Annotated in this window: 15 protein-coding genes and 2 pseudogenes; 3 read left to right on the forward strand and 14 right to left on the reverse strand. The window is 42.2% G+C overall.

Annotation, left to right across the window (positions count from 1 at the left end; all coding sequences use genetic code 11):
- Positions 1–13: 13 nt before the first annotated feature.
- The 7 genes and pseudogenes from RS130_RS05065 to RS130_RS05095 form a co-directional block, all read right to left on the reverse strand.
- Positions 14–1,165 carry a Gfo/Idh/MocA family protein gene (locus tag RS130_RS05065; protein ID WP_316025062.1) on the reverse strand — a complete coding sequence of 384 codons (1,152 nt, stop codon included), beginning with the start codon at positions 1,163–1,165 and terminating at the stop codon, positions 14–16.
- Between the two features lie 6 nt (positions 1,166–1,171).
- Positions 1,172–1,507, reverse strand: a pseudogene (locus RS130_RS05070) (c-type cytochrome); the annotation flags it as partial.
- Between the two features lie 46 nt (positions 1,508–1,553).
- Complete coding sequence (locus tag RS130_RS05075; protein WP_316025063.1) at positions 1,554–2,573, reverse strand: DUF7133 domain-containing protein; 1,020 nt, start codon at positions 2,571–2,573, stop codon at positions 1,554–1,556.
- Complete coding sequence (locus RS130_RS05080; protein ID WP_316025064.1) at positions 2,557–4,680, reverse strand: DUF7133 domain-containing protein; 2,124 nt, start codon at positions 4,678–4,680, stop codon at positions 2,557–2,559. Before RS130_RS05080 ends, RS130_RS05075 begins: the two co-directional genes overlap by 17 nt.
- A 274-nt stretch (positions 4,681–4,954) precedes the next feature.
- Positions 4,955–5,317 carry a hypothetical protein gene (locus tag RS130_RS05085; RefSeq protein ID WP_316025065.1) on the reverse strand — a complete coding sequence of 121 codons (363 nt, stop codon included), beginning with the start codon at positions 5,315–5,317 and terminating at the stop codon, positions 4,955–4,957.
- Positions 5,250–6,488 carry a PQQ-dependent sugar dehydrogenase family protein gene (locus RS130_RS05090; protein WP_316025066.1) on the reverse strand — a complete coding sequence of 413 codons (1,239 nt, stop codon included), beginning with the start codon at positions 6,486–6,488 and terminating at the stop codon, positions 5,250–5,252. The genes RS130_RS05085 and RS130_RS05090 overlap by 68 nt, the downstream gene beginning before the upstream one ends.
- Positions 6,485–7,366, reverse strand: a complete 882-nt coding sequence (locus RS130_RS05095; protein ID WP_316025067.1) for a c-type cytochrome — start codon at positions 7,364–7,366, stop codon at positions 6,485–6,487. The genes RS130_RS05090 and RS130_RS05095 overlap by 4 nt, the downstream gene beginning before the upstream one ends.
- A gap of 257 nt (positions 7,367–7,623) precedes the next feature.
- Between RS130_RS05095 and RS130_RS05100 the strand changes: the two genes are divergently transcribed.
- On the forward strand, positions 7,624–9,009 hold the full coding sequence (locus RS130_RS05100; RefSeq protein ID WP_316025068.1) for a sulfatase: 1,386 nt from the start codon (positions 7,624–7,626) through the stop codon (positions 9,007–9,009).
- Between the two features lie 184 nt (positions 9,010–9,193).
- Here the strand turns inward: RS130_RS05100 and RS130_RS05105 are convergent, their stop codons facing one another.
- Both RS130_RS05105 and grxC read right to left on the reverse strand, forming a co-directional pair.
- Positions 9,194–9,667 carry a YkgB family protein gene (locus RS130_RS05105; RefSeq protein WP_316025069.1) on the reverse strand — a complete coding sequence of 158 codons (474 nt, stop codon included), beginning with the start codon at positions 9,665–9,667 and terminating at the stop codon, positions 9,194–9,196.
- 49 nt (positions 9,668–9,716) lie between these two features.
- Positions 9,717–9,980, reverse strand: a complete 264-nt coding sequence (gene grxC, locus RS130_RS05110) for a glutaredoxin 3 (protein ID WP_316025070.1) — start codon at positions 9,978–9,980, stop codon at positions 9,717–9,719.
- 134 nt (positions 9,981–10,114) lie between these two features.
- On the opposite strand from grxC, the gene RS130_RS05115 reads away from it, so the two are divergent.
- Entirely contained in the window at positions 10,115–10,972 is an 858-nt protein-coding gene (locus RS130_RS05115; protein ID WP_316025071.1) for an AraC family transcriptional regulator, read from the forward strand.
- An 8-nt stretch (positions 10,973–10,980) separates the two neighbouring features.
- On the opposite strand, the gene RS130_RS05120 is transcribed toward RS130_RS05115, so the two are convergent.
- Positions 10,981–12,462 carry a capsule assembly Wzi family protein gene (locus RS130_RS05120; RefSeq protein WP_316025072.1) on the reverse strand — a complete coding sequence of 494 codons (1,482 nt, stop codon included), beginning with the start codon at positions 12,460–12,462 and terminating at the stop codon, positions 10,981–10,983.
- Positions 12,456–13,217, reverse strand: coding sequence for a glycosyltransferase family 25 protein (locus tag RS130_RS05125; RefSeq protein ID WP_316025073.1), 762 nt, complete (start codon positions 13,215–13,217; stop codon positions 12,456–12,458). The genes RS130_RS05120 and RS130_RS05125 overlap by 7 nt, the downstream gene beginning before the upstream one ends.
- Positions 13,218–13,462: 245 nt before the next feature.
- On the opposite strand from RS130_RS05125, the gene RS130_RS05130 reads away from it, so the two are divergent.
- The gene (locus RS130_RS05130) at positions 13,463–13,693 is read left to right on the forward strand and encodes a Rho-binding antiterminator (protein WP_316025074.1); all 231 of its coding nucleotides are present in this window, start codon (positions 13,463–13,465) and stop codon (positions 13,691–13,693) included.
- A gap of 254 nt (positions 13,694–13,947) precedes the next feature.
- On the opposite strand, the gene RS130_RS05135 is transcribed toward RS130_RS05130, so the two are convergent.
- From RS130_RS05135 to RS130_RS05145, 3 genes and pseudogenes are all read right to left on the reverse strand, one after another.
- The gene (locus RS130_RS05135) at positions 13,948–17,061 is read right to left on the reverse strand and encodes an efflux RND transporter permease subunit (protein WP_316025075.1); all 3,114 of its coding nucleotides are present in this window, start codon (positions 17,059–17,061) and stop codon (positions 13,948–13,950) included.
- 53 nt (positions 17,062–17,114) lie between these two features.
- Positions 17,115–17,990 carry an efflux RND transporter periplasmic adaptor subunit gene (locus RS130_RS05140; protein WP_316025076.1) on the reverse strand — a complete coding sequence of 292 codons (876 nt, stop codon included), beginning with the start codon at positions 17,988–17,990 and terminating at the stop codon, positions 17,115–17,117.
- A 58-nt stretch (positions 17,991–18,048) separates the two neighbouring features.
- A pseudogene (locus RS130_RS05145) lies at positions 18,049–19,370 on the reverse strand (TolC family protein).

Consider the following 19,370-nt stretch of genomic DNA (forward strand, 5'->3'; position numbering starts at 1 on the left):
TGTTGAGTGGCCATTAACGATATGATGCATTCATATCGACTTTGGCTTGTGCATTCGACTTTTCTCGCAAGGCTGAGTGACTGGCTTTTTCGGTCAATAGCTGTTGATACTTTTCTCTATCCAAAGGCAAGGAAACCGATTGTTTATTCCAAGTGGATTGCAACATAGCATTAGCAATATCTAGTGATGCTAAGCCGTCTTCTGCGGGTGCAATTAAGCTCGCTTCACCATGTATTGCTTGTATAAAGTTATTCATGATAATGGCATGTTGATTGACTTTTTCGTCGGTACTAATGTCGGTAGTCGTGACGGTTGGCATACCAAACATTTCGTTGGTATTAGCGCAAAATTCAGCGGTATTTTGATCATTTAACTTTTGACTTAACTTGCCATTTTCAAAATGAATACTGCCTTTATCACCAATAATATCAAAGCGATTTACGCCATAGGCTTCGCCGGTTGAGCCAATAAAAACCCCCGTCGCTTGATTGTTATAGCGTAAATAAGCGGTGACTTCGTCTTCGACTTCTATGTTGTGGTACTTACCAAATTCGCAGAACGCTGTTACTTCACTGGGCACGCCGCAGATCCACTGAAAAATATCTAGGTTATGGATACATTGGTTGACCAATAATCCACCACCTTCGCCTTTCCATGTGGCGCGCCAGTCACTTACCTGAAAATAAATGTCGGGGCGAAACCAGTTGGTCATGGTCCAATGGGTACGTTGTATGTCGCCTAAAACTCCACTGTCAATGAGTGCTTTCATTTTTATGAAAGTAGGATCGGTACGTTGATTTAACATCAAGGCAAACTGGCTGTTAGCGGGTTTTATTTTGACTAGTTCAGCCCCTTCCCAGCTTGACAACCCTATGGGCTTTTCGAGCATCACATGTAAGCCTTTTTCTAGGGCATATTTGGCAATAGCAAAATGTGACAAAGTAGGCGTGGCAATTAATACAGCATCTACCATAGCCGAGTCGATTAGCTCTTGGTAATTGTTAAAGTGTTGAGCACCGAGTTCGTCGGCTAATCCCGTATTATTTCGGGCACACAGGGCGGTAATTTTACAATGTTTCACCGCGCCAGAAGTAATATTGTTAATGTGTTGTTGGGCGATATTTCCTAAGCCAATAACGCCGAGCTTTATGATTTGATGACTCATAATAATCTAGTGCACTCTCATTTTTCTAATCGTTTCGTTGGTGTAGGGTACGTTCTGCTCCTCGGTGTGATAGCGCACACTTTGAATGTCAGCCGCCGTCACTTTGCTTGCGCTATTGTTCCAGTCATTACGTATGTAAGTGGCAATGTCTGCAATATCTTGGTCGGTAATACCGTGAGCATTAGCTAACCCAGGCATAACCATACCGCTGTCATAAATTTTGCCTTTTACCGTAATGGGTCCACTAAAACCGTGTAATAAAATACCGGCTAAACGTTGAGGATCGCCTGTTACCCATTCACTTTTATTTAATGGTGGAATGGCTGGGTTGCCCTCACCATCGGCACCATGACAACCAAAACAACCGGCTTCGCCATTGAATAATAACTTACCTTTGGCGACACTTTTTGCTAAGGCTACCTGTTAATTTTTTCTTGGTTTGTAGCACTGTCGCGCCTAATTTGCTAATTGCCGCTGCAGCTTCCGGACTAATATTGGTTTGCTGTGCAGCTAAAAAGTCTGCTTCATGATTGCCTAAACTAGCCTCTACAAAAGCTGAGCTTCCGTATTTGTTGATGATATTAGCTGTGGCTGGCCAAGCTTGGTGAGTGCCCGCCGCCAGCACTAACGCTTGGGCTGCTTCTTGGGTAACTTGCTGACTTTGTTGTACTAACCAAGCATTGATTGCTGCAGAGTTGGGTAGCAATTCCACTAAGCGGTAAACAGTAGAGCTAACTTTAGCGTTGTCTGTATTGGCTGCCTGTTTGAGTATGTCGAACGTATTGTGCCCCAAACCTTCTAAAGCCCATAACGCTTTTATTTGAGCTAAGTGATTAGCGCTAGAGATAGCCACTTTTTGCAATGCGGTAACGACAGATAAATCTTGCTTCATAACGATTAATTGTTGTGCCATGTCGCGATGCCAACCATTATCATGAGCTAAAAACGGCACAAGATCTGCTGCCGATAAGTCATTTAAATAGTCGACTTTAGGCACGGCTTGATTTTTAGCTCTAAGGCGATACAAACGCCCAATATGCTTACTTCTTTCAAGATCTCGGGATTTAATTTGGTCTGATAAGTAAGTGGTTAAATATGTCCTGTGTTGTAAAATACCGTGATAAAAATCCACTATCATGACTGTGCCATCTGGCGTGTTGTTGGTGTTTACCGGACGAAATCTTTCATCTGTAGAAGCTAGAATTTCTTGTTTTGCAAAGAGGTTTTCACCTGTCACTTTACCATTTGTATCGATAACTTTACTGGCTCGCATTAAATTTCCAGCTGGTTCAGTGACTAAGCTAATCTGGCTATATTGTTCAGGAAATTGATTACCACGATAAAAAACGGGGCCACCCGCGGCGGTATTACCTTTTAACTTATACGCTTTGTCATACATACCGTCCATGTAGCCACGGTTTATACCTTAGTGTAACGCGAATAGGGTAAACATCATTGCTGCCTACATTTTGGTTGATAAGCTCTTTTGGAAAGCTCTGTTTCTTATTGCGATAGGCCACATTAGGTAAAAATGAGGTAGTACGTAAAGGTGATGAGTTATCCAAAAAGTAGTGGCGTCCGTAATCATCCTGACTGATACCCCATTGGCCTCTAAACTCGGTTGGGCCAATGGCCATTTTCCAATATTGATTGCGGTAAATCTCTCTTGTATCTTTTGGTAGTTCTGCCGCTAAAGGATAGGGACGATAGCGTTTATTTGATTTAGCGCTGTAGTACCAATTATCCAAGCTATATAGCAAGCCATTTGGTTTGTGTTCTACATTTCCACCTTTGGCATAGTCCTTATCAACCACGTCTGTTTTGATAACACTAATGTTTCCGTTGTGCTCGGTTAACTCTGAGAAATACAGACTAGAATTGTCAGCCCAAATAATTCCCTTGTCGATAAAGGCTAATGCTCTAGGCAATACTAAATTCGGTAAAACAACCTGGCGGCTATCCATAGTACCGTCTTTATCTGTGTCAGTGAGAACTACGATTTGGCTATCGTGTTTCATCTCACCAGTTGCTAAGGTGTCTAGCATATAAGTGGTCATTTCTAATGCCCAAATACGACCAGCGGCATCGTAGATCGCAAAAACAGGATCAAAGATTAAAGGACTATCTGCGATCACTTCAACGGCAAAATCAGGATGCACCACAAAAGACTTCATGGCTTGCTCAATATCTAAAATAGGCGCTTCTGGAATAAGCTCCTCTGGCACCACTTTTTTCATTACATGACCTTCTCTGTCTCCTGGGTTAGACTTTTTAGCTGCAACTTCAGGCTTAGGCAAATTGCGCAGCTTAAGGTTTTTAATTTCCATTGTGCCTTTAGTGTTCTCAATGATTACAGGCAGAACGGTTGTTGGCAGAGAACCAATAGATTGGTAATCGACCATTTTAATGTTATTGATCCAGTGTTCTATTTGAGTGCCTCTCACCACTAAGCGTACTCGGTTCCAGCCCTTGTTAATACGTAAATATTTCCAACCCTCTGGCTCGGTTAAGTTGGTTGGTGCGACTCTGCCTACAATCGCCCCCATTGCTTGGTTATTGTTATCTGTTTGTTCAACAGTGGTTTCGCTTGATAACTGAAATTCAAAACCTTTACCATTTTTGTCACGTAAATAGTGAATGCCATTATCTGCATTGTCAGAAGAGTTCACATCAAACTCCAATTCAAAATAATGGCTCGTCACAGGGATCGTTAAGCTGTTGTTTTGTTGCTTAGCATCAGCGGTTAAAGCTTGGTTTTTAACCTGCCACTGGCCGCTTTGTTGTGGTGAACTGTTAGATTGACCGTCCCAAAATAATTGCCAGCCTTTCGCCTTTTGCTCTGCTGTTATTTGGTTGTTGATATAACTAAACTGTTCTATGTCAGCAGGTTTGTTGAGATGAGCTTGGATATTGGTAGTTAAAACTTTAGGGGCGCGCCACTTCACTGTTTTGTTAACTTTGTCACCGCCGGCACTGTGTATCTGCAGGGCAATAAAACCAGAAGCGCTTAAGTCATCCACTATGTTGCTGCAGGGCACATCATTAATAAACGTGCGAATATTTTGGCCAACCGCCTCGATTCGGTATGTGTTCCAGTCGTCTACTTTAAATTCTTTACGACAGTTTTCGTTACGACTTAGAGTGTATAACCACCCGCGACGGCCTTGATCAAAAATACCGCCACTCCAAGCGCGAGGTGCGGTGTCTATTTCCATTTGGTAGCCAGCTACGGTTTCCCCTTTTTTACTTTGAATTTTTTCACTACGAAACTGCACACCAGAATTAAGAGGGGCTTGCGCTTGAACATCTACTTCGAAGATAAAGTCGCTAAAGATTTCGCCTGTGGTGAAATAAGTGCTGTGGGCACTTTGAATGCTGGTGCCAATAATTGTATCGCCTTGAAGCTGATAATCTGCGTCGCCGCCAATTTTTTGCCAAGTCTTTAAACTATTGTCTGTGATCAGAGAACGCCAAGGCAGATTCTGTTTTACTTTGGCTATTAACAGATGCCTCATCTTTAATGGAGCAGGCTGATAGCACAGTTCCTGACAGCAATAGGCAAGCAAATACAGTTTTTAACTTTACTGAAGAAAATACATTTAGTGATTTCATTTGAAATAAATAACTCAATTTTTTTGGACTGACCAATTGCCCCAGTATAAAAGGCGCAGCATGATATTCAAGCTATTAATGTAATTTTAACAAATAAAAAACCTAGATACGGGCAAGCTATAGCTAGGTTTTACGCATTTTGGTCTGATAGATATATTTCATATTAACAGCAGAAATCTAATATTTACTCTTGATTAGGTTATACCAAAACAAATTACCCATTAAAGGACGTGCTTGTTGGTCTATCGTTCGATTGAGCTCTACCGTGTACAGGCGATTTTCCGTTAGTTCTGCAAACGTTATAGTCAGTATCGTTTTTGCTGCATTCAAGGATTGGCTAATAACAGGTATCTTTTCTAAGTCGACTTTTTCTGAACCATAGTTGCTATGGTAATGATAAGTGTGTCGAGAAACGATCACCTCGGGTACTTGGTCGGCAAGTGCTTGACTAAATTCAATAGCAAAACCATTCTTAACTTGGCTTACTTTTTTTAATGAACAAAAATGGCTTGTGTTTCCAGGTAATTTTTTTAATGCCAATCCCACCCGCCCAACGATAATGCATTTTACCTACCCATAACGCGCCATCTGGAGTGAAGGTAAAGCGGTTGTTGCCAATGCCTAGTTCGTCACCGGATATAAAAGGTAATAAAGTACCTTGCATGGTACCTTTGACTTCATCGGCAATAAAACGGATTAAGTTATTTTGATTCATGTCGCCTATTAATAGCTCACCTTCGGGTAAGCCAAATAGTGTTGGATCTATAGTATTAATAGGTTGAGTGGGAGAGTTGGCCAGCTCACCTTGTGGAAAAAGTGCTACCGGCAGTTTACGCATTGGCTCAATGTCACTTGTTCGCATTTCAGCAATGGTTTTTTGCCAGCCGTCTTTCCACAAAAGTGAGGCGGGGTGCCCTAAAAAGTCCCCTTGTTCAACTAAATGTAGTGGGCTAGTACCAATCCAGTCACCTTGATTGTCAGTTACCCATAAACGGTCTTGCTTATCAATATGGATACCATTTGGCGAGCGTAAACCATAGGCGTAAGGAGTGGTTTTACCTTCGGGGGTAACTTGCAAAATCCAGCCACGATAAGGTGCGCAAGAATACATTCGCCCAACTTTTTTCTGGGTTTGCTTATAGGCTTCTTTGTCACGCCAGTTTTTCATCTCTTCTTGAGGCGGGCATAGTTTGCTGTAAGGCCCTCGAATTTCTTGAAATATTCCTGCTCGATTAGACGCCACATTGAGAGAAATGTACATGTTGCCTTTTGAGTCCATGGCCGGCCCAAAAGCAAATTCATGATAATTGCCGGTCAGACCGAAGTCATCAGATAGTGTTTGATATAAATCTGCTTTACCATCACCATTTTCATCCACTAAGCGCGTGAGTTCTGCCATTTGAGCCACAACCAAAGCGCCTGTTTTGTCTTCTTTAATACCTAAAGGTTCGTGTAAACCAGTGGCGTAAGTGCTCCAGTCCATAGTCTTAGGATCGAGGACCAGTAAGTTTCCATCATGGAAGCTGGCGGCTATGGTGCCATTGCGTAAAGCTTGTAAACCACTAATCTGAGGATCTACACCTTTAGGAATACTGATGTCTTGGATATCGTAATAATCCAACCAAGGGTTGTGGTTTTGTTGGTCAGCAGCGTGACAAAAACTAAAGGTAGAGGCTAAGCCAATTAATGAAAATAGAATAGGGCGGATCATAGGAAAGATACCTCAATGCTAAAACTTTTGGCTTGGCTGGGGGTGAGGGTTAGAAGGTTGTTAGTGATCGTACCTTTGCTGGCAACTATGTCAGCTTGGCCTTGATGGTTTAGATCTAATACTAATGCCTCTGTTAGTCCTGTTATTTGATAGTGTCGCTTAAAGCTCTTATTGATATGTCCTGACTGAATTTGTTCGGTTATTTCCATTTTGCCTATTTTGTAATAAAAGGTAGGCAAGCCATCTTTAAGCCTGTAGCCATTAAAATCAAATGTGTTGTCCTTAGCTATAGACCAGAAGTTCGCAGCGGTTTCGGTATAAAATATTTGCTTCTTAATTGGCTCCATTTTGTTTTCGCCATTAAAGATGTTTTGTTTGCCGGGCACTGCGTACCGAGTTGTGAATTTTGTTGTATCCCAAACGATGGCCATGTCTTCATTTAACGCTATGGCGATCGAAGCTGGGCTTGTAAAGGGCATAAATGCACGCTTTACGTTTGGGTAAACTCGTTGTGGGGCTTTAAAGGTAAATTTAGGTTTGGTTTTTCTTTCTTTCAAAAACTTGGTTGATAATAAAATATATTGATGAATAGCGGTAAGCTTGTCATCACCCACATGAGACATAGCAGGCATTTGAATGGTGTCTGGGTTTTTCTTTCCGGGATTGTTAGTCCAGTTTAAAAACGCTTGAGTTTTGCCTTTAGGATACGTCTTGCGAATTTGGACTAACGACGGGCCCACACTGAAACGATCGGCACTGTGGCAAGCTTTACAGTTTTGGTCGTAGGCTTGCTTACCGACTTGTTGTTGGTCAGCCATTGCTGGCGCATGTAAGGAAAATATCAATACAGCTGCAGTCATAAAATTAAAATTTTTCAAGGTAATGCCTCTTGATACTATTTTTCATAGTGGTTTTTGGTCAGTCCAAAAAGCTCAGTATAGGATAACGCGAGTGTTTTTCAAGCATGAAATGCAGTTTTCATATAGAAAAGTTAAATGATTGTGTTATTCTCACTAGTATCTCGGTAATTTGGTCTGATGGCTTGACCTATTGGTATAAGGTGAATATATGAATAAATTACTTCAATTGTGTTTGTTAACCTTGACTCTGTAGTGCCTGTACAGCAAAAACGGCTGTGGAAAATAAACAGCCAGTAGCGCATAAAAAAAATATTCTTTTTTTATTTATTGATGATCTTCGCCCTGAACTTAAGTCATTTGGCGCAGCACATATTCATTCGCCTAATATTGATGAACTGGCCGAGAACAGCCGAATATTCTTAAATCAATATGTGAATTCTCCTAGTTGTGGCCCTTCTCGATATTCTCTATTAACCGGTCGTTATGGCCCAAGCAATAACAATGCATTGCAATTAAGAGGGAAAGCCATTGCTAATGGGGCAAAAGAGATTCCCCCAAGTATGCCCGAATGGTTTAAGCAGCATGGTTATACCACTGTGTCTGTTGGTAAAGTGTCTCATCTGCCAGATGGGCGAGGAGGTAAAGGTTGGGCTGACGATAACGCATTAGAAATGCCCAATTCGTGGACTCGGCATTTAATGCCAGTGGGTGAGTGGGGAACACCTGAAGGTATGATGCATGGTTTAGCCCATGGAGAAGTGCGTAGAAATCCCAAAGATATGGATGTGTTTCAATCGGCCGAGGGGGACGACAGCATTTATCCAGATGGGCTAATTACTGATGAAGCAATTAAACAGCTTAGCCTACTTAGTCAGGATAAAGAAAAACCATTCTTTTTGGCTGTGGGTATTATTAAACCGCATTTACCTTTTGGCGCACCGCAAAAATATTTAGATTTGTATGACGGGGTTGAGTTTCCAGATAACCCTTATCCAAATAAGCCAGTGGGCTTGTCCACTTGGCACAAGTCTAACGAGTTCATGAAATACAATCGCTGGGATAAAAATCCGATTACCGATCAGGAATTTGCTGACAAAGTACGACGACATTACGCAGCAAGTGTCAGTTATGCTGATGCACAGGTAGGGAAAATACTTAAACAACTAAAAGAGTCTGGTGCCGACCAAAATACCATAGTGGTGCTGTGGGGCGATCATGGCTGGAACTTAGGTGAACATGCTATTTGGGGTAAACATAACTTATTTGAAGAAGGCTTGCGTTCACCGTTACTTATTTCTTATCCCGATATGCCCTCGCTAGGCGAGGCCACAAAAGCGGTAGTCGAAGCTGCAGATATTTATCCTACTTTGACGGCATTAACTGGCCTACCGTCACCAAAAACGGTGCATGGTAAATCGATAATAGCTCAAGTCATAAACCCTCAGTCTTCGGGCCACTATGCCTATGGATACCGAGCTAACCATCATACTTTGCGAATGGATGGTTATCGATTGACTCTGTTTAATGGCACGGATGTAGCTTTGTATGATCACAATAGTGCTGAAAAAGAAACGAAAAATGTAGCCGCACAACACCCGGAAATCGTCAGTCAAATGTTGCCGGTGCTTAAAGCTCGAATGTTAAAGCATGACAAATTTTAGTGCTGCGTTATGCACCACAACCAAATTCGATGAAAGAGTGAATAAATGAGCCAAGCGCCCTAGCCCAAGTGGTGTAGTGGTGTGGTTAAGTATGGCTGTAGCAAGCTGTGTGATTTTACGTAGGGCAGAATATAGCAGCTGTAAATTATTTGCTTTGCTTCCCATTTACAGCTGCTTTTACTCTTTATTTAGCGGTTAGTGCTTTACCTAGTAACACAACCGAGGCGGCTAGTAACACTAGGTCTTTAACCAAAAATTGCCCTGGCACGACATTAAGGGCCGGAAAGCCGCCTAAAGAAGCTTCCCACACAGGGGCTGTCAGTAACAAGCTAGAAGTCAAAGCAAAAGTAGCTATGGCCGCCAAACTGCCAGCTATACCTATGATTCGATTGATTGGCGTGAGTAAAATAGCGATGGCGGTGGCTATTTCAATTGAGCCAATAAAATTAGACGCGCCTTGTAGACTGAATACATTGTATAACCATGAGATCAATGGGCTGGAAGCCACCAGCCCTTGGATCGCACCGGCTTCGTACTCTGTGAATTTCATGGCGCCTATCCATATCAGTACTAGTGCTACTGAAAATCGAAGTGCATTATCGCCAAATTTTGTGATTTGTGTGGCCAATTGTTCGGATTGATATGTGGTATTGGTCATGGGACTTCCTATTAAAGTTGTTTAGGTTATTTGTAATAAAGTAATAAAATTAAAATGCTCTTTTGCTGATCAGGTCGGCCAGCTCACCATTTTTTAGTGCTTTGTGAAAATCATCGCCTCCACCGATATGTCGGTCATTAATAAATATCTGCGGCACTGTTTTACGCTGGCTTCGGTTATACATCTCTCGCGTTAGTTTTTCGTTATTGGTGATTTCATACTCATCAAACGCTAAACCTAGGCTATTCAGGGTTTCTTTTGCTTTTTTGCAGTAGGGGCAATAGCCTTTGCTGTAGATTTCAATTTTTGTCATGGTTTCGCTCCGTTGTTGTGATGTAGCTATTATGGGTGAGTTAAAAAACCTAACAATGCACAAAAGTCTTTATTTGTTACATCAATCGTCTATATTGTGCTAGCTATATGGTGTGTTTTAATATTGAGGTGGGAATGGAAATTCTGAGTGACATACTTAAATCTTTACGGGTAAATGGCAGTGTTTATTTTTGTAGTAACATCGAGGCTCCGTGGACAAAGACGTTTATTCAGAAGCAAAACCCATGCTTTCATTTAGTGAGGCGAGGCGCTTGTTGGGTAAAAGTTGAAGACAGGGTAGAGCAATTATTCACTGGAGATTTGCTATTTTTAGGGCCAAATGTAGACCACATACTAACAAGTGAAGCGCCACTAGGAAAAATGCCAATTAGTGGTGACTCCACTTTGTTACTATGTGGTGACTGCTCATTTGAGCAGGATGCCTTATCACCGCTAAACAACATTTTTGAGCAGGTGACTATAGTGCGAGAAGAGGAGCTGAATAAACATCCTTGGTTAAAAAGCACGTTTAATCAGCTGAGTTCAGAATATATGGCACAAAATATTGGTAATGAAATTATTGTCAACAAACTAACAGAAGTAGTGCTTGTGGAGCTCATAAGGATTAATTTTGGTCGACAACAACATTCGTTTTTGCACGCCTTGCGAGATAAGCGAATTAAAAGGGCGTTAGAGTTTCTTCACGAGTCTCCCGAAAGTCAGTGGACAATTGAGATTCTGGCATCAAAGATTGGTATGTCTAGGGCCGCATTTGCTAAAAAATTTAGTTTACTAGTTGGCCAAACAGTATTTACATACTTGTCTAGTTTACGTATTCAAAAATCGAAAGAAATTATTGCCAACACATCTTACTTTATCAACGATGTAGCGCTTAGTGTAGGTTATGAATCGGAGCGGGCTTTTACAAAGACATTTAGTAAATATGTAGGGATGACTCCGAAACAGTATCGAAAAAGTAAAATAGGGCAGTGATATAGGCATTACTCAATAAGGTACTGAATTTCTGAATAAAACATACTGTTGATATGACTTTGTTGTTGATTTATTTTGCTTTTTTCAATGGTACCTCCTAGTTTTAGTTGCCAGTTACCTAGTGTGGTCTGGTAAAAACCGCCTAGTTGCAGCAACTTTTCAGTTGAACCATTAACGACTGGTGATGCTTTAGTTTTATCAGGGTTTAATTGAAGTTTGCGAAAAAATACTTCAATAACACTGCCATCAATATAGTGTTTATTTAGCCCTGCAGTAAACATGTTGGCATCACTATCAAAAGTACTCCCTATGGCCCTTTGATGAAAACGGTAACCCGATTGATAAGTGCCATGCTCGTAGTAACAATTTTTTGTTGTGGAGTGATCGTTGCCACAAGCTACATTGGTGTCGCTAGTCTCAATATAGAGCTTTGCACTACCTAGATAAGTTGAAATACCAAATAGGCTGGCTTGGTCTGTTACGCGGTAGTAATCAATGGCATCTTCACCTATACGTTGAGCGTAAAGGTTGATAGTTTGCTCGAACAACAAAATACTATATTTTAAATCAAAGCCTGCTAAATGATTGCCTTTTTTAGTATGCAATGCGTCGTCGCAATGTGCCGCTCCATTCACACATTCGGCTTTAAACGTCACTACATTGAAAAAATCCCTTAAGCTATTTCCTTGACCTTGGCCGCCCCACATAGCGGTCCAAGATGCACCTATTTCTAAGTTTTTGGTGGGTTTGAAGCTAAATCTAGATAACCAAAGTTTGGTATTTTCGATTTTTCTATGTTGTTCTAATTGGCCTAATTGAGCGGTAAAAAACCAAGGGCCTAACCAACTCAGCCAAGCACTTTTTGAGGTGACTGCTTGTGAGCGTGATATGGCAATTGCGGGAATAGGTCGAGCATTATTAGATAAGATTAAACTGCTCGATTGAGCGGGGCCCCACCATTGATTGATGGCACCAATACGCAACTGCCAATTATCTAGCGTATAACTGACAAAACTCTGATCAAAGTGGTGTTTGTTGTTGCTTTCTTTGTTCGCTGAAAGTTGAATTGACCAAGGCCCAGAATTGAATTCTTGGCTAAAGTTTAATTGAGTTTTGGAGTGCTGAGGTGTACTAAAATGGCTAAAACGATTGTTGTCTGTTGCTAAATATAGCTTGAGAGTACTTGCCTTGTTACTTGATTGCTGGTGTAAGTGTTTTTTTAATCTATGGGCGGCAATTGCAGCACTAACTGGTAGCTCATTGGTATTTAGACTATTAATTTGTTCTTTGATCCCTTGCCATGGCAAAGGAAAAGTATTGATTGCAGCATCTATATATCCCCATTCAGTTAAGGTGACTAAATCATAATGTAGTTGGCTATTAGTACTATTTAACCAAGGAGCTCCCTTAGCAACAATAGGCGCAATTAATAGACAAGCTAGAATAAGGAAGAGTTTTAACTGGCGAATCCAACTGGCTGTTTTTAACATGATTTTAATAGCTTGTTCTTGATAGCTTGTTGATTTTTTATATAAAAATAAAACTGTTGTATGAGTTTAGATATATGTCGGGTTTGAGTATTTTTACGTGTAGATATACTTTCTATATCACTTGTGGTTTTTTGATTAACCTCAAAAATGTAGGGCTTTAAACCTAAAATTATTAACTTGTGCTCCCACCAATGTTGTAGATCTATATCAACAGGGCGGCCAAACTTTTTGGAAGAGGCTAATAAGCGTTTTGCCCCTGCATTGCTAATAACTTGTGCACATGTCCTTGCTGGTACTTTGTCATAGTTGACCAAACGAAAGTTATTTAAGGTGTAGCCATTGAGTTCTTTTCGCTTTATCGGGTGTTCTGCTAGTTTGATGCAATGCCAAGGTTGTTTAATTTTGGTGACAGTTTCTAACAGCTCTTGCATATTGCCCGTTAATAGAAAATCATCTTCAAGTACTAGGGCAAAATCTAAATTTTCGGTGACTATCTTACGCCACGTTTGTCTGTGGCTCATATAACAAGCAATTTCTCCGGCAGTCAGAGTTTTATGATATTGCTCTTGATTTAGAGCAGAATCAAAATGTTGGTTGATTTGTGTTGAACTGAGAGTTCTGCCATCTACTGCGCTAATTCTCTCAATGTAGTTAAGAGAATGAGATTCCATCTTCAATTGCTTTTTACATGCTTGCCAACGTGTATTAGATGAATCTAGGTTGATGACAAATATTTTATAACTGTAATTATCCATGCTACAGACCATATAGAAGATATATTCTTTAATATTGATTAAGAATTACTCACCTAGTCTAATGAGCTAGGTGAGATATGAATTAACTAAAGAAATAATGCGTGATTTTGTAGCTAATAACTGCGGCAGTTTGTGAATGAATGTTACGTTTTGTAATTCAGCTAAAAGGTCAAAGTAAAAATATTTTAAGTTTTTGTATTTATTAAGATACTTTGTATTTGGTGCTAAATCATTGAGGGGGAGCGATGATTAGTTGCAGTCATTATGATTACATTGAAATAGTCTGTTTGTATCATTATGCAATCAAGTTATTTATGAAATCGGGAGAAGTGATTGAAGGCCACGCTCTTGATACTCAGCGAAACGGCTCTGGGCAAGAATGTATAAAAATAGTGGATAACAAAATAGATAAGTTAGTGCAGTTAGATAACATAGCCAAACTGCAGATATGTATCGAAAACCTTCATTTTAAATGAACAAACTTTAATGAATTTAATCTTACATTCTCTTTATACAGAGCTTGATCAAAACTGACAGTCGAGCGCTAAACCTGTCGAAAATGCTTGTGTCATTTGCGGATCTTCATTCGACCTCGATTGAATTGGTGGTAAATGTAGAATTCCGGACAATCAGCTTCTTATTGGCGAATATACAATTCAGTAATCATTTTCAGTTGTTTTGAATTTCCAGACGAAGAGCACCGTATCTTCCGCAATACGGTGCCCAGCAATCACACTCTGGTTAATTTAGAGTGCATCATCCGATATAAAATAGGCAAAACGACCAATGTTAAAATGGTGGAAGAGATGATCCCGCCAATCACTACCGTTGCCAATGGTCTTTGCACTTCAGCCCCCGTTCCGACATTAAGTGCCATGGGAATAAAGCCTAAACTTGCTACCAGTGCTGTCATCAAAACCGGACGCAATCTTGTGATAGCTCCGTCAACGATTGAGTGAATTAAGTCACCTGTTTCCAGTACTCGCTGTTTAATAAATGACAACATCACTAAGCCGTTTAGTACCGCAATACCAGAGAGCGCAATAAACCCGACTCCGGCAGATATAGACAGTGGCATGTCACGCATCCAGAGCGCGAAAACACCTCCTGTTAAGGCTAAAGGCACACCAGTGAAGATGATCAAGGCATCACGAAATGAGCCAAACACAACCACTAGTAACACAAGTATGAGAAAGAGCGTGGCAGGCACTACGATAGACAGCCGCTGACTGGCACTTTCAAGCTGCTCAAATGTGCCGCCATAATCCAGCCAATAACCTGCTGGGAGTACAACCTGTTCGGTTATTTTGATTTTTGCTTCGTCAACAAAACTCCCTAAGTCGCGCTCTCTGACATTGGCGGTAACCACGACTCTGCGCTTACCGTTTTCGCGACTAATTTGATTGGGAACAGACGAGTAACCCAGCGTAGCGACTTCTGATAACGGCACAAATTCCCCATCGGATGTAATGATAGGTGTTCTGCCAATGGCATCTAAGTTTGTGCGAATATCTTCGTCAAATCTCACCAGCAGTTCAAATCGCCTGTCTCCTTCAAATATCAAGCCTGTGGTATTGCCACCGATGGCTGACGCCAGCCACTCCTGCAAGTCGGCCACGTCCAATCCATAGCGAGCCAACTCGACTGGTTTAGGGTTGATAGTAAAAATAGGGATATCATCGACCTGTTCAAGCCGTGCATCCGCCACGCCGTCAATTGATTGCAAAACTGTCAAAATGTCGTTTGCAGAAGCAACCAGCGTAGTTAAATCATCTCCGAAGACTTTAATACCAAGGTCAGCCCTCACCCCGCTGATCAACTCGTTAAAGCGCATTTGGATAGGTTGGGTAAACTCATAGTTATTGCCTGTTACCGCTTGTAAGTCTCGCTCAAGGGTTTCAACGAAATCAGCTTTTGATAGGTCAGGATCAGGCCACTGCGCTCGCGGTTTGAGCATAACAAAGGTATCGGTTACGTTGGGCGGCATCGCATCGGTAGCTACTTCTGCGGTACCTGTTTTCGCAAACACTGTGAGTACCTGTTCGTATTCCATTAAGGTAGATTCAAGTGTTTTTTGCATTGCGACGGCCTGTTCAATACCGGTGCCCGGTATTCGCATAGCGTGCAGTGCGATGTCCCCTTCATCAAGCTGAGGAACAAACTCAGAGCCTAATCGCGTTGCCAGCCATAAGCTGCCTACTACTAGCACGACTGAGCCGACAAGCACTAACCAGCGTAATTTTAGTGCAATGTGAATGATTGGGCGATAGGCGGACTTGGCTGCAACAATAATGAAGCTTTCTTTTTCACTGACTTTACCGCCCATAAACATCGCGACCGCTGCCGGTACAATAGTAATGGAACACAGCATTGCCGCTATCAGCGCCATGATGACCGTGGCTGCCATTGGCTGAAACATCTTGCCCTCAACGCCTGTCAATGAGAACAGCGGGATATACACCACAGTAATAATCAATACACCGAACAAGCTAGGACGAATGACTTCGTTGGTCGCTTGAAAAACCAGTTCTAGCCGCTCTTTTAGTGGCAAGACTCCACCTGTGCGCTTCTGAGACTCGGATAACCGCCTGATACAGTTCTCAACGATGATCACCGCCCCATCGACAATTAATCCAAAATCCAATGCGCCAAGGCTCATTAAATTGGCAGATACACCGGTATTGACCATCCCAGTGATGGTGGCCAACATCGCTAGCGGAATAACTGCCGCAGTGATGAGCGCGGCGCGAATATTACCAAGTAATATGAACAAGATCACTATGACCAATAACGCCCCTTCTACTAAATTCTTCTGAACCGTGTCGATAGCTTTATCGACCAATAGGGTGCGGTCGTAGACTGGCTCAATGACAATACCATCAGGTAAGCTGGATTGAATGTCCTTCACCTTAGTGGCAACTGATTGAGCAACAGCGCGTGAGTTCTCGCCGACCAGCATCATTGCGGTACCTAAAACGGTCTCTTCACCTTCCTGTGTTGCAGCACCGGTTCTCAGCTCTTTGCCAATAGCTACACTACCAATGTCTTTCACCGCAACGGGGACAGTATTAATGCGTTTTATTACCACATTTTCTATATCGCTAAGTGTCTGGAGCTGACCTTGTGAGCGCACTAGAATTTGTTGCCCATTTCGCTCAACAAACCCCGCTCCCTGATTCGCGTTATTGCGTGTCAGTGCGCTATGGATGTCACTCAAACTGATATCGAAATTAAGCATTTTTTGTGGATCAGGACTGACGTGGTACTGCTTCACATACCCGCCAATAGCGTTTACTTCAGTGATCCCTTTCACCAGTGCAAGTTGCGGTTTGACAATCCAATCATGTATTTCCCGAAGTGCCATTGCATCATATGGCTTGCCGTTTTTTTGCATGGCACTTTGTTCGGCTCGCAAGGTATACATATAAATTTCGCCTAACCCCGTGGCGATAGGTCCCATTTCAGGCTCTAATTCTTGAGGTAACTGACTTTTAATCGCTCCCAGTCGGGTATTAATGAGATTCCGCGCAAAATACAGATCGGTGCCTTCATCAAATACCGCTGTTACCTGAGAGAGGCCGTAGCGTGATAAAGAGCGGGTGTAGGACAGGTCAGGCAATCCCGCCAGTGCGGTTTCTACTACGAATGTGATCCGCTGCTCGGTTTCCAAAGGCGAATAACCCGGTGCTTGTGTATTGATTTGCACTTGCACGTTGGTGATATCAGGTACCGCATCAATAGGTAATTTTTGATAACTGAATATCCCCATGCCCAGCACAAGGAAGATCAACATCAGCATTATCCCTCGTCGCTCTATGGATAAACGTAATATGGATTCAATCATGTGTTCGTCCCCCAATTACAGAGACGCCTGACCATGTACATAGCATTGTGTTATCAATGATCATGACCGGCCTCCGACTTTTCTAAATCGGCTTTCAACAGATAACTATTCTGGCTGACAATCACATCTGCAATGTGCAGACCTGATAACACTTCGATATTGTGGCTGTCTTGCTGACCTAACGTAACGGGCACAGGATGGTATTCATCACCTTCTTTGACAAACACGACAGAAGCATCCTCAAACTCTTGAATCGAAGCTTTAGGCACCATCATGGCGACATCAAGTTTGTTGATTGTGATAAGCCCTTTGATAGCCGCGCCAACCGGCCACTGACCTGAGGTATTAGCTATTTTGGCATATGCCAATACATACGGTTTTTCATCGGGGGAGGGTAAAATATGTTGGATAGTGGTTTCTAACGATGAGCCTGCCACACTAAGTTGAACACTTTGATTCTCTGTAATATCTGATAGCTGTTGTGGGAAGACTTTAAGCTGTGCCCACACGTCATCATAGTTTGCGATTGAAAATAGCACTTGGCCATTAGATAACTCACCTTCATTGGCATGTCTGGCAATCACGGTGCCTGAAAACGGCGCGGCAACCGGATAGCTTTTCAGGCTTTGGTTGGATTCAACTACCGCCAGTGTCTCGCCTTTTTTAACTTTTTTACCTAAATTTGCATTGACCTTGGTCACCATACCGTCGAATCGTGCACGCACATGACTCAGTGAAGCAGGGTCGGTCACGATATTTCCGTAGACAGTAGTGGTGATATTGAGACTACCCGTTTGCAAACTTTGCGTCATTACTCCCACTTTTTTCGCCATACTGTCAGACATGAGTACAAATTCAGCATCATGGGTATCTTCATCTCCATGTTCGCCTTCTGATGCTTGTATGTTGGTGCAAAAAAGCAATGTCATAACACTGCACATGATGAAAGTTAATAGGGGGGTTGTGTCTTGATTAATGTTTTGTTATTCATTGGTTTTTACTCGAAAAAGATGTGACATTTGCATCAGCAAGCGGTTGTGCAGTGAGTGATTCGATATCCGCCCCCCGCTGATGTGCTTGTTTGGCAGACTGAATTAAGGCTTGTTTGGCATTAAGTAGTTCTTGACGGGTACTGACCCACTCAAGATAACTAAAACGCCCATTAATATAGGCTTGCTCAACCAAACTGAGCGCATCAACTAGCGGTGGAATAATAGCGTTTTTCAATGTTTGAACGTTTAGTAGCGCATTATTTCTCGCTATTAGCGCCATATTTAGTTGATGGTAAAGGTTTTGGGTTGCAGACTGTTTTTGTTGCTCCAATTGCCCTTGAATAGCCCGTTGTTTTTGGTACTCGCCAAGATTTCGACTTCCTGCAAACAACGGCATGCTGACGCCTGCTACGAAAGCGGTTTCATCAATCCCATTAATACGTCTTATTCCCGCTGTCCAGCTCAAATCTGATTGGTTAGCGGCTTGGGTAAGACGGACTTGTGCTGTTTGAAGCCTCGCGTCTTGTGCATAAACATCAAGGTTGGGGCTTTCTAACAAGATTGTGAACAGCGATGTCAAAGAGGGGGAAGGTGGCAAAGCAAATAGATCACCCTCAACATTGGTAAAGGTCGGATTTTGCTCCCCCACATGATGGCCAAACTATTTATCATACCTTGTTTCGTTTGCAGTGCGGTTAACACATTCAGCCTAGCTCTAGCCAGCGCAGCCTCGGCCCGCTGCTGTTCAAACGCAGGAGATGCACCCGCTTCAACTCGTTTAGTGACGGCTTGATGGGTGTATCTAGCTAGCGCTTCTGCATCCTTTTGAGCCTTTATCAGGGCTTTTTGTGCTAACACATCGATGTAGCGACGTGTCACTTCAGCCAGTACATCCAAAGTGTGCACTTGTTTTCGTACTTCTGCTGCTTGCGATTGAGCAGAAGCAAACGCTTTTCGTGAGCTGAGTTTATTCCCTAATTCAATTACTGAAGACAAGGTAAGTGTCAGTTCGGTATCTTTAATCCCAGAGACCTCTCCTGTACCTAAAAAGTTCTCTACTTCAATACCAGCAATAAGCTCAGGCTTGAGTGACGCTGTTTTTATGTCCCCCTCAATCGCTTGTTGCTTGAATGTGAACTCATGCAATTCGGGCGAATTTGCTAATGTTCGCTGTATGGCGCTTTGCAACGTCATTTCGCGATTGGGGATACTGTTTGTTTGTGCTACTACCACGGTTTGTGTTGTCAAAAGGACAAGCATCGTGAAAACCACCCAAACGTGCACACGCAAAGGGCGACTTAATGAAATACGTACCAT

The sequence above is a fragment of the Paraglaciecola aquimarina genome (genome assembly GCF_032464635.1).
In the GTDB taxonomy this organism is placed as follows: Bacteria; Pseudomonadota; Gammaproteobacteria; order Enterobacterales; family Alteromonadaceae; genus Paraglaciecola; species Paraglaciecola aquimarina.

Coding starts and splice junctions, on each gene's coding strand:
- RS130_RS05065 (WP_316025062.1), bottom strand. CDS start 1,165: ATGAGTCATCAAATCATAAAGCTCGGCGTTATTGGCTTAGGAAATATC.
- RS130_RS05075 (WP_316025063.1), bottom strand. CDS start 2,573: ATGGACGGTATGTATGACAAAGCGTATAAGTTAAAAGGTAATACCGCC.
- RS130_RS05080 (WP_316025064.1), bottom strand. CDS start 4,680: ATGAGGCATCTGTTAATAGCCAAAGTAAAACAGAATCTGCCTTGGCGT.
- RS130_RS05090 (WP_316025066.1), bottom strand. CDS start 6,488: ATGATCCGCCCTATTCTATTTTCATTAATTGGCTTAGCCTCTACCTTT.
- RS130_RS05105 (WP_316025069.1), bottom strand. CDS start 9,667: ATGACCAATACCACATATCAATCCGAACAATTGGCCACACAAATCACA.
- grxC (WP_316025070.1), bottom strand. CDS start 9,980: ATGACAAAAATTGAAATCTACAGCAAAGGCTATTGCCCCTACTGCAAA.
- RS130_RS05115 (WP_316025071.1), top strand. CDS start 10,115: ATGGAAATTCTGAGTGACATACTTAAATCTTTACGGGTAAATGGCAGT.
- RS130_RS05120 (WP_316025072.1), bottom strand. CDS start 12,462: ATGTTAAAAACAGCCAGTTGGATTCGCCAGTTAAAACTCTTCCTTATT.
- RS130_RS05125 (WP_316025073.1), bottom strand. CDS start 13,217: ATGGATAATTACAGTTATAAAATATTTGTCATCAACCTAGATTCATCT.
- RS130_RS05130 (WP_316025074.1), top strand. CDS start 13,463: ATGATTAGTTGCAGTCATTATGATTACATTGAAATAGTCTGTTTGTAT.
- RS130_RS05135 (WP_316025075.1), bottom strand. CDS start 17,061: ATGATTGAATCCATATTACGTTTATCCATAGAGCGACGAGGGATAATG.
- RS130_RS05140 (WP_316025076.1), bottom strand. CDS start 17,990: ATGACATTGCTTTTTTGCACCAACATACAAGCATCAGAAGGCGAACAT.